This window comes from Phreatobacter sp. AB_2022a (assembly GCF_026847585.1).
Classification (GTDB): Bacteria; Pseudomonadota; Alphaproteobacteria; order Rhizobiales; family Phreatobacteraceae; genus Phreatobacter.
The window spans coordinates 1-10055 of the sequence record NZ_JAPSET010000093.1 but is presented as its reverse complement, the minus strand read 5'-3'; the positions used below and the strand labels follow the sequence as shown (position 1 = coordinate 10055).

The following is a 10055-nucleotide window of genomic DNA, read 5'->3' as shown; positions in this document are numbered from 1 at the left end:
GTGGCCACTGGCGTGGGGGCGGCGGCTGGGGCGGCGGCCGACACTGGCATGGCGGCGGGGGCTGGGGTGGCCGGCGCTGGTATGGCCGGCGCCACTACGGTTATGGCTGGGGCGGCGGTCCGGGCTGGGGGTACGGCTGGGATGACGGCTGGGGCCCTGGCTGGGGACCTGGCCCCTGGGGCTACCGGCGCTGGCGGCGCCGGCGCTGGCGCCGCTGCTGGATCCGCTACGGCCGGCGCATCTGCCGCTTCTATCGCTGACCGCACATGGCGGCCGACCGGCGCGCCATGAAACGCCCGACCCCGTCGGCGATATCGGGACCTGCGGCCATCCGCTCGAACTGGGCCGCCTCGACCGCAAGTCCCTCGTCGATCGACAGGTTGATGCCGCGCGTGACGGCCGCGAGGCAGGCGGCGACCGTCGCTGGGCCGTGCGCGATGATGCGCGCGGCCAAGGCTTGAGCAGCCGGCAGCAGTTCGTCCGCCGGCACGACATCGTTGATGAGGCCGACGCGCATGGCCTCCCGGGCGCCGATCGGTTCGCCGGTGAGGATCATCTTCAGCGCCCGTTTGCGGCCGATGAGGCGCGGCAGCCGCTGCGAGCCGCCGAAAGGCGGCGCGAAACCCAGCCGGATCTCTGGCTTGGCAAAGCCCGCCGTCTCGGCCGCGATCGCCAGGGGGCAGGCTTCGACGATCTCGCAGCCGCCGCCGAAGGCAAGGCCGTTGACCGCGGCGATGACGGGCTTGCCGAAGGCCTCGATCCGACGCGTCAGCCCCTGACCGCGCCGGACGAAGTCGCGCATCAGCAGGTCCGGGCCGCCGGCAAGTCTCGCTTCGAGCTCGGCGATGTCGGCGCCGGCGCTGAACGCGCGGTCGCCGGCGCCGGTGACGATGACCGCGCGCACCGAGCGATCCATCTCGATCGCGTCGAGCAGGGTCTGGAAGCGGTCGATCAGCGCGGCGTCGAGCGCATTGAGCTTGTCCGGGCGGTTCAAGGTCAGGGTCGCGACCCGTGCTTCGACGGACATCAGGACGGGCGCGGGCGGCAATGGGGCGGCGGCAGACATGGGGAAATCCTCGGCGTGACGGGCGAACAGTCGCCTCTTCGGTCGCGCTGGACAAACGACTAATCCTGCGCGAGCGTTGAATGAAACTCACCCGGCCCGACGGGCCGGCATCCGGCAGCCTCCATGCGCCAGCGCCTGCCTCCGTTGAACACCTTGCGCCTGTTCGAGGCGGCGGCACGCCTGCTGAGCTTCAAGAATGCCGCCGAGGAGCTGCTGCTGACCCCAAGCGCGGTCAGCCACGGCATCCAGGCGCTGGAGCAGTGGCTCGGCACGCCGCTGTTCATCCGCGGCACGCGCGGCATCGTGCTGACCGAGGCGGGCGGCGCCTATTACCCCAAGGTTCAGGCCGCGCTCGCCATGCTCGCTGCCGCCAGCGGCGAGCTGCTCGCCCGCCATGCCCGGCGCCTGACCGTTAGCGCCGCGCCCACCTTTGCAAGTCGCCTGCTGATGCCCCGGCTCGCCGGCTTCCGCGAAGCGCATCCCGGCATCGACGTGCTGGTGGACACGACGCGCGAACGCATCGACTTTGCCGACGGCATCGACCTGGCGATCCGGATGGGGCGTGGCGGCTGGCAGGGCATGGTGGCCGAGGAACTCTTGCGCGAGACGCTGGTGCCGGTCGCCTCTCCTGAACTTGCCGCGCAGCTTGCGGACAGGGAGCCGGCGGAAGCGCCGCTCATCCGCATCACATCGGTCGCCGAGGACTGGGCGGAGTGGGCGCGCAAGACCGGCCGCGCCCTGAACGGCCGCCCGCCCGGCCTCAGCTTCGATACGTTGCTGCTCGCCTATGACGCGGCGAGCCGTGGCCTCGGGGTCGCGCTCGGCCGGCTGCCGCTGATCGATGCCGAGCTCGCGGCCGGCACTCTGGTCGCGCTCTGGGGGCCGCCGGTTCCGGCGGATACCGGCTACTGGCTGGTCTCGGCCGAAAATCGCGCCGGCGATCCGGCCATCCAGGCCTTCCGGGCCTGGATGGCGGCCCATCCGGTCCGCCTCGCCTGACGGTTCAGCCGTTGCGCGGCTGCCGCCCTTCCAGCGGATAGGCCGGATCGGTATAGCCCGGCGTCGAGGGATGGCCCGCCGGCACCAGGCGGTCGACCAGTTGCTCGTCGGCCTTGGTGAAGTGATAGTTGGGCGCGCCGAGATAATCCTCGAACTGGGCGAGCGTGCGCGGCCCGGCGATCGCCGCCGTGACGAAACGGTTGTTCAGTACCCAGGCCGTGGCGAACTGGCTCGGCGTGATGCCGCGCCTCTCGGCATGGGTCTTCAGCCGCTGGGCGATGGCGATCGATTCCTTGCGCCACTCCGTCTGCATCATGCGGGCATCGGCGCGACCGGCGCGCGAGCCCTCCGGCGGCGGTGCCTTCGGATGGTACTTGCCGCTCAGGATGCCGCGCGCGAGCGGCGAATAGGGCACGACGCCGAGGCCATAGAAGCCGCAGGCCGGCAGGTGCTCCACCTCGGGCATGCGGTTCATCGCATTGTAGTAGGGCTGGCTGACCACCGGCCGGTCGATGCCCATCCGGTCGGCGAGATTGCAGATCTCGGCGACGCGCCAGGAACGGTGGTTGGAGACCCCGTAATAGCGGATCTTGCCCTGGCGCAGGAGATCTCCCAGCGCCCGCACGGTCTCCTCGAGCGGCACCGAATGATCTTCCTTGTGAAGATAGTAGATGTCGATCGCGTCGGTGCCGAGGCGCTTCAGGCTCGCCTCGACCGCCCGCGCCATGTAGCGGCGCGACAGGCCGCGCTCATTGGGGCCGGAACCGGTCGGATTGCCGAGCTTGGTGGCCAGCACCCAGTGATCCCGGTCGCGCCGGATGGCGCGGCCGACGATCTCCTCGGAACGCCCTTCCGTATAGACGTCGGCCGTATCGATGAAATTGACGCCGGCATCCTTCGCCCGGCCGATGATCCGGTCGGCGTCGGCTTCCTCCGTCGGCCCGCCGAACATCATCGTGCCCAGGCAGATCGGCGATACCTTCAGGCCGGAGCGGCCGAGACTGCGGGTTTCCATGGGGAGGTTCCTGGCGAATGGCGAATGGCGAATGGCGAATGGCGAATGGCGAATGGCGAATGGCGAATGGCGAATGGCGAATGGCGAATGGAACCGCCGCGGCGGCGGCACGTCAAACCCGAAAGCCGGCCTCGGGCCGCGCGCCACGCGCATACCCTACTCGCTATTTGCCACTCGCCATTCGCTTCCTACGCGGCCTGCGCCGTGGCGTCGCGCAGCAGCCGCGTTGCCTGCTCGGCGGTCATCGGCTCGCCGAAGGCGAAGCCCTGGGCGAAATCGCAGCCGAGCTGGTAGAGCTCCACCGCATCGGCGTCGACCTCAGCGCCCTCGGCCACCACGTCCATGCCGAGATCGTGGCCGAGCGCGATGATCGAGCGCAGCATGACCGGGCGAACGCCGCGGGCATCGGCGCGCACGAAGCTCTTGTCGATCTTGATCGTGTCGAAGGGAAAACGCTGGAGGTAGGAGAGCGAGGAATAGCCCGTGCCGAAATCATCGAGCGACAGGCCGGCGCCGAGGTCGCGGATCCGCTGCAGGATCTGCGCGGCATATTCCGGATTCTCCATGACCAGGCTCTCGGTCAGTTCGAGCTTCAGCGAGCCGCGCGCGACCGGCGCCCGCGCGAGCACGCCCTTGACGTCCTGCAAGAGGTCGTGGCGCAGCAGCTGGCGGCTGGACACGTTGACGGCCGCGAACAGCGGCGGGTCGAGCGGCATGAGCTGCTGCCACTGGAACAGCTGCCGCGCGGTGCGGTCGAGCACGAACAGGCCGAGCTCGACGATCAGGCCGGTCTCTTCGGCAATGGCGATGAACTCGCCCGGCGGCAGGCGGCCGAGACGCGGATGGTCCCAGCGCACGAGCGCCTCGAAACCGGCGAGCGTGCGATCGGCGAGCCGCACCACGGGCTGGTAGACGATGGCGATCTCCGAGCGCTCCAGGGCCCGCCGCAGATCGCTCTCCAGCGCCAGGCGGTCGGTCTTCTGGGCGCGCAGCGCCTGCTTGAACACCTCGATGCGGTCGCCGCCGAGCCGCTTGCCGTGATAGGCGGCGAGTTCGGCATCCTTCAGGAGATCCTCGCGGCCGCGCTGCGTGCCGTCGGCGAGGGCGATGCCGAGCGAGCCGGTGAGGAAGATCTCGCGGTCGCCGAAGGCGATCGGCGCGCGCAGGGTCTTGCGGATGGTTTCGGCAAAGGCGGTGATGCGCTCGGGCGTGCGCTCAGAGACCAGGATGATGCCGAACTGATCGCCATTGAGCCGGGCGAGCGTATCCTGCGGCTTCAGGAGGCGCGCCAGCCGGCGGGACACCGTGAGCAGGATGGAATCGCCGACCGCCATGCCGACGGAATCGTTGACCTGCTTGAACCGGTCGATGTCGAAGACCAGCACGGTCGGCCGCCAGGTCTCGTCCGACCGGGCAATGGTCAGGGCGGCGTCGAGGCGGTCGAGGAACAGCTCGCGATTGGGCAGGCCGGTCAGGTTGTCGTGCACCGCATCGTGCAGCAGGCGCTCCTCGGCGGTCTTGTATTCGGTGACGTCGGTCAGGGTGCCGACGAGCCGCACCACCTCGCCGTCGGAGCCGACCACCGGCCGCGCCCGCAGCGCGAACCAGGCGAAATGATTGTCGGCCGCGCGCATGCGGAACTCTTCGAAGAGCCGGCCGCGCCGGTGTTCGACCACGGTGTCGAGGGTCGAGCGCACGCGGTCGCGGTCGGCCGGATGGATCGCCTCGACGAATTTCGTCGCCGCGCCCTCGAGCGCGCCGCGCCTGAGGCCGAGATGCTGCTCCGCCTCCGGGCTGACCCAGATCCGGTTGGCGCCGACGTCCCAGTCGAAGATGATGTCGCCCGATCCGGTCAGCGCCAGGGCCTTGCGCTCGCTGTCGGAGACCAGGGCCTGCGGCACGGTGCCGCCGGCAAAGGCATGCTGCATCACCGTGAAGCCGATCAGCATGACCAGCAGCACCAGGGCGCCGAGCAGCGCGGGCGCGGCTATCTCGTTGTTGAGCCGGCCGGTGACCATCAGCAGCGCGGCGCCGCCCCAGATCATGAACAGGATCCAGGTCGGCACCAGGTTGATCGCCCGGTCGTAGCGCAGGAAGGCAAGGTAGACGAGGATGACCGTGCCGAGAATGGTGACGATGCCGATGCCGAGGCGGGCGATGCCGGCGGCGATCGAGGGATCGAACCAGGCGACCGTCACGAGCCCGCCGGCAAAGGCGAGCCAGATCGCGGTGAGCACAGTGTAGCGCACGTGCCAGCGATTGAGGTCGAGATAGGCGAACAGGAAGATCATCAAGGTGGCGGAGAGGATCGCCTCCGCCGTCGCCCGCCAGAACCGGACCGCCTCGGGGCCGAGCTCCATCACCCGTGTCCAGAAGCCGAAATCGAGCGCCAGCGTGCCGAGCACCGCCCAGGCGAGCAGCGCCGCCGCCGGGAACATCAAGGAGCCCTTGACCACGAAGAGGATGGTCAGGAACAGCGCGAGCAGGCCGGCAATGCCGAGCACGATGCCGCGATAGAGCGTGAACGAGTTCTCGCGGTCCTTGAACGCGTCGGGCTGCCAGAGCGTGATCTGCGGCAGGCGCGGATCGCGCAGCTCGGCGACAAAGGTCACCGTGGTGCCCGGATCCAGGGTGATCAGGAAGACGTCCTGGTCGACGGCCGACTGGCGCTCCGGCCGGAAGCCCTGGCTCGGCGTCAGCGACACGATGCGCTGCGAGCCGAGGTCCGGCCAGATCAGCCCCGAGCGGATCAGCCGGTAGTGCGGCACGACGATCAGCCGGTCGACCTGTTCGTCGGTGGCGTTCGACAAGGCGAAGACCGCCCAGGTCAGGCTGGACGTCGCCTGCGTCTGGCGGATCTCCATGCGCCGGACGATGCCGTCGGCGCCGGGTGCGGTCGGCACGCTGACCCGGTCGGCCTCGCCCTGCACGAACTCGACCGCGCGGCCGAGATTGATGGCCGGCCGATCGAGCGTCACCGCCACCGGGTCGAGCGCCAGCGCCGGCCCGCTGCCGGCAGCCGTGAGGCCGGCGGCGAGCGCAAGGCAGAGACTGAGGAGCCGGAGGGAGGAAAGAAGCGTGCGCACGGTCGCCGTGGTCAGGACGAAGGAATGAACGGGCGTCACGCCATGGGCCTCGGTTGTGGCGCCAATACGGCGCATGGCATTCGTCTTGGCAAAGACTTAGCCGGGCTTATCACGTCGAGGCAAGGTCGCCGGGCACCTTTCAGCCAGCGATCCAAGGATTATCACCGCGCCGGTCGGCCCGGAAAAGAAGACGGCGGGCCCATGGCCCGCCGCGATCGTGTCGATTGCCGCCGGCTCACGCCGAGGGCTGCGGCTCCAGCCCGTCGTCATTGGCAGGCCGGCGGCCCTTGCCCGCCGTCGGCACCGCCGAGGAGCGGCCGGAATTCTTGTCCGGCTCGGAATCGCGCACCGGCGGCTTGCCGGCGATGAGATCCTTCAGCTCCTCGCCGGTCAGCGTCTCGTATTCCAGCAGCGCTTCGGCGACGCGGACGAACTCCTCGTGCTTCTCGGTCAGGATGCGGCGGGCCTCGACATAGCCTTCCTGCACCAGGCGCTTGACCTCGCTGTCGATCTTCTGGGCAGTGGCTTCCGAAATGCTCTGCTGCCGGCCCATCGACATGCCCAGGAACACCTCTTCCTGGTTGTCGCCATAGGCGACGAGGCCGAGCTCGTCGGAAAAGCCCATGCGGGTCACCATGGCGCGCGCCATCTTCGTCGCCTGGTCGATGTCGCCGACCGCACCCGACGTGATGTTCTCCTTGCCGAAGGTCAGTTCCTCGGCGACGCGCCCGCCCATGGCGACCGCCAGGTGCGAGGTATATTCCTTGTACTTCATGGAATAGCGGTCGCCCTCGGGCAGGAACTTGACCATGCCGAGCGCGCGGCCGCGCGGAATGATCGTCGCCTTGTGCACCGGCAGGCCGGCGGGCACGTTGAGGCCGACCACCGCGTGACCGGCCTCGTGATAGGCCGTCAGCTTCTTCTCCTCCTCGGACATGGCCATGGAACGGCGCTCAGCGCCCATCATGACCTTGTCCTTGGCGTCCTCGAGATCGATCATGGTGACCATGCGCTTCGAGCGCCGGGCCGCTAGCAGCGCCGCCTCGTTGATCAGGTTCATCAGGTCCGCGCCGGAGAAGCCGGGCGTGCCGCGGGCGATGATCTTCAGATCGACGTCGGGTGCCAGCGGCACCTTGCGGGCATGCACCTTGAGGATCTTCTCGCGGCCGTTGACGTCAGGATTGGGCACCACGATCTGGCGGTCGAAGCGGCCCGGCCGCAGCAGCGCCGGATCGAGCACATCGGGCCGGTTGGTCGCGGCGATGATGATGATGCCCTCGTTCGGCTCGAAACCGTCCATTTCGACCAGCAGCTGGTTCAGCGTCTGCTCGCGCTCGTCGTTGCCGCCGCCGAGGCCGGCGCCGCGATGGCGGCCGACCGCGTCGATTTCATCGATGAAGATGATGCAGGGCGCGTTCTTCTTGGCCTGCTCGAACATGTCGCGGACACGGCTCGCGCCGACGCCGACGAACATTTCGACGAAGTCCGAACCCGAAATGGTGAAGAAGGGCACATTGGCCTCGCCCGCCACCGCCTTGGCGGTGAGGGTCTTGCCCGTGCCGGGCGGGCCGACCAACAGCACGCCGCGCGGGATGCGGCCGCCGAGCCGCTGGAACTTCTGCGGGTCGCGCAGGAACTCGACGATCTCCTGCAGGTCCTGCTTGGCCTCGTCGATGCCCGCAACGTCCTCGAAGGTGACGCGCCCGTGGGCCTCGGTCAGGAGCTTGGCCTTGGACTTGCCGAAGCCCATGGCCTTGCCGCCGGCGCCCTGGATCTGCCGCGACATGAAGATCCACAGGCCGATCAGCAGCAGGACCGGGAACCACTGGGCAAGGAGCGCCACGAACCACGGCACCTGCTCGCCCGGCGGACGCGCCTGGACCTGCACGCCCTTCTCGAACAGCTTCTGAGTCAGGCCGGGATAGGGTGGCGAATAGGTCTGGAAGGTCCGACCATCGGTGAAATGGCCCGTCACTTCGGGCCCCTGGATGGTGACGTCGCGGACCCGACCGCCCTCGACCTCGGAGAGGAACTGGGTGAACGGCATGTCCGACGAACCCTGCCGTTGCTGCGGGCTCTGGAACAGCGTGAACAACGCCAGCAAAAGCAGGACGATGATCACCCAGAGGGCGAGGTTGCGGAAATTGGAGTTCATCGCGGTCCTTCCCCGGGGCTCAGCCACGTCCTGCGCCGCAGCGGCGCGTTTCATGCGATCGGCAATAGCCCAGCCCGTTAGAATACGTAATGTAGGTTCGGCGGCGAGCCTTGCCAAGGAGAGGTCGCTGCATCCGCGCGGTTCTGTTGAGGCGAGATCGCAATCCGGTCAACTCTTTATTGCGCCATGCGACGATCGGCCGGGGGCCGGCGCGGCGGCTCCCGCGATAGAATGACCCGGCCTTCCGGCGTGACCGCCACCATGGCGCCGCGCAGCGTCGCCCTGGCCGCCTCGCCTTCGGCGAGCGCCATCAGGACCTCGACCGAGAGCTCCTCGAGGGCGGCGAGCCGCTCGGCGCTCGCCCCGCCGCCGACCCGCTCGATCGCCATCGACAGCAGCATCTGCACGCTGGCCAGTGGCTCGGCGAGCCAGGCCTTGGCCTCATAGACCTCGGTTCCCGGTACGACGGTCGGCCGGCGGCTCGCCGCGGCGAGCTTGTCCGCCTGGTGCCGCAAGGCCTCGTCGATCAGGCGCATGCGGCCGGCGAAGGTCGCCAGACGCTCGATGTCGAGCCCCTCTCCGGCCATGGCGGCGATCAGTTTGCGGAGCCTTGCGCGGGTGAAGCGGTCGTCGACATTGGACGGATCCTGGATCGGCTCGAAGCCGGCCGCGCGGGCGGTCGCGGCGAGCCGGGCGCCGGTCGCCCACAGGAATGGCCTGACGATGGCGATGCCGTCGCGCTCCGCAATCTCGGCCATGGCTTTCAGGCCGAGCGGGCCCGAGCCGCGCAGGAAGCGCATCAGCACGGTCTCGGCCTGGTCGGAAATGGTGTGGCCGGTGACGATCGCCTCCGCGCCGACCCGCCGCGCCTCGGCGGCAAGCAGGCGGTAGCGCGCCTCGCGCGCTTCGCGCTGCAGGCCGGCCTCGGGTTTCGGCCCGGACCAGACGAGAATCTCGGCCGGCAGGCCGAGCCGGGCCGCGGCGGCCGCCACCATGGCGCATTCGGCTTGTGCTTCCGGCCGCAATCCATGGTCGACCGTCGCGACATGCAGCGCGGGGCCATCGGCCCGCGCGGCCCGCCAGCGTGCGAGAGCGGCCATCAGGCCCATCGAATCCGGACCGCCCGACACCGCCAGCAACAAGGCCCGGTGATCGGCGAAGCGGTCGAAGATGTCAGGGAGATCGGAAATGTCGAACGGCTTGGCCGGTTCGACCTCAGCAGCGTGCACGGCGTTGCTCGCTGACGACCGCAGCCTTGGTCTGCTGGGCGGCATTCGGATATTTGCGGTTGAACTCCGCAAAGGCCGCGCAGGCGGCCTCGCGCTCGCCGAGCGCGTTGAGCGACTGGCCGAGGCGCAGGAGGCTCGACGGCGCGCGGCTGATGCGCGGATAGTCGGTCGAAACCTTCAGGAACTGCTCGGCAGCCTCGCGATACTGCCGGCGCTGATACATGGTCTCGCCGAGCTGATGGGTGGCATCGCCCACCAGCCGGTCGCGCGGATGGTTCTGGATGAAGCCGCGCAGCGCCATTTCGGCCTGCTCGTATTCGCGCCGCTGCACGAGCGCGACCGCCTGGCTGAACTCCTCGCGCGGCGAGGTGGCGATGATCGGCTGCGTGCCGGTGCTGGCCATGCGCCCGCCGCCGCGCGGATCGAGACTCGGATCGTTCGCCGCCTGGCCGGACAGCTGGCCGAGGTCGAGCGGCTGATTGCCGCCGTCGGCGAAGCCCTCGCC

At 69.2% G+C, this 10055-nt stretch carries 7 protein-coding genes and 1 pseudogene; 2 read left to right on the top strand and 6 right to left on the bottom strand.

What is annotated here, in order from left to right; genetic code table 11:
* Nucleotides 1-260 (top strand): annotated as a pseudogene (locus OZ671_RS31360) (hypothetical protein); the annotation flags it as partial.
* On the opposite strand, the gene OZ671_RS31355 reads toward OZ671_RS31360, so the two are convergent.
* Complete coding sequence (locus OZ671_RS31355) at nt 251-1066, bottom strand: crotonase/enoyl-CoA hydratase family protein (RefSeq protein ID WP_268864338.1); 816 nt, start codon at nt 1064-1066, stop codon at nt 251-253. The pseudogene OZ671_RS31360 and the gene OZ671_RS31355 sit on opposite strands and share 10 nt — an antisense overlap.
* Nucleotides 1067-1189: 123 nt before the next feature.
* On the opposite strand from OZ671_RS31355, the gene OZ671_RS31350 reads away from it, so the two are divergent.
* Nucleotides 1190-2065: a LysR substrate-binding domain-containing protein gene (locus OZ671_RS31350; RefSeq protein ID WP_268864337.1), complete on the top strand. Its 876-nt coding sequence runs from the start codon at nt 1190-1192 to the stop codon at nt 2063-2065.
* A 4-nt stretch (nt 2066-2069) separates the two neighbouring features.
* Here the strand turns inward: OZ671_RS31350 and OZ671_RS31345 are convergent, their stop codons facing one another.
* The 5 genes from OZ671_RS31345 to ybgF all read right to left on the bottom strand — a co-directional run.
* Complete coding sequence (locus OZ671_RS31345) at nt 2070-3080, bottom strand: aldo/keto reductase (protein WP_268864336.1); 1011 nt, start codon at nt 3078-3080, stop codon at nt 2070-2072.
* Nucleotides 3081-3268: 188 nt separating this feature from the next.
* Nucleotides 3269-6241 (bottom strand): EAL domain-containing protein, encoded by a 2973-nt coding sequence (locus tag OZ671_RS31340; RefSeq protein WP_268864335.1) that lies wholly within the window; start codon nt 6239-6241, stop codon nt 3269-3271.
* A 160-nt stretch (nt 6242-6401) separates the two neighbouring features.
* Entirely contained in the window at nt 6402-8321 is a 1920-nt protein-coding gene (gene ftsH / locus OZ671_RS31335; protein ID WP_268864334.1) for an ATP-dependent zinc metalloprotease FtsH, read from the bottom strand.
* Nucleotides 8322-8497: 176 nt separating this feature from the next.
* Nucleotides 8498-9550 (bottom strand): tRNA lysidine(34) synthetase TilS, encoded by a 1053-nt coding sequence (gene tilS, locus OZ671_RS31330; RefSeq protein ID WP_268864333.1) that lies wholly within the window; start codon nt 9548-9550, stop codon nt 8498-8500.
* Nucleotides 9537-10055: tol-pal system protein YbgF (ybgF, locus tag OZ671_RS31325; protein WP_268864332.1), on the bottom strand; the 519-nt coding region annotated here is incomplete at its 5' end. The genes tilS and ybgF, both read right to left, overlap by 14 nt.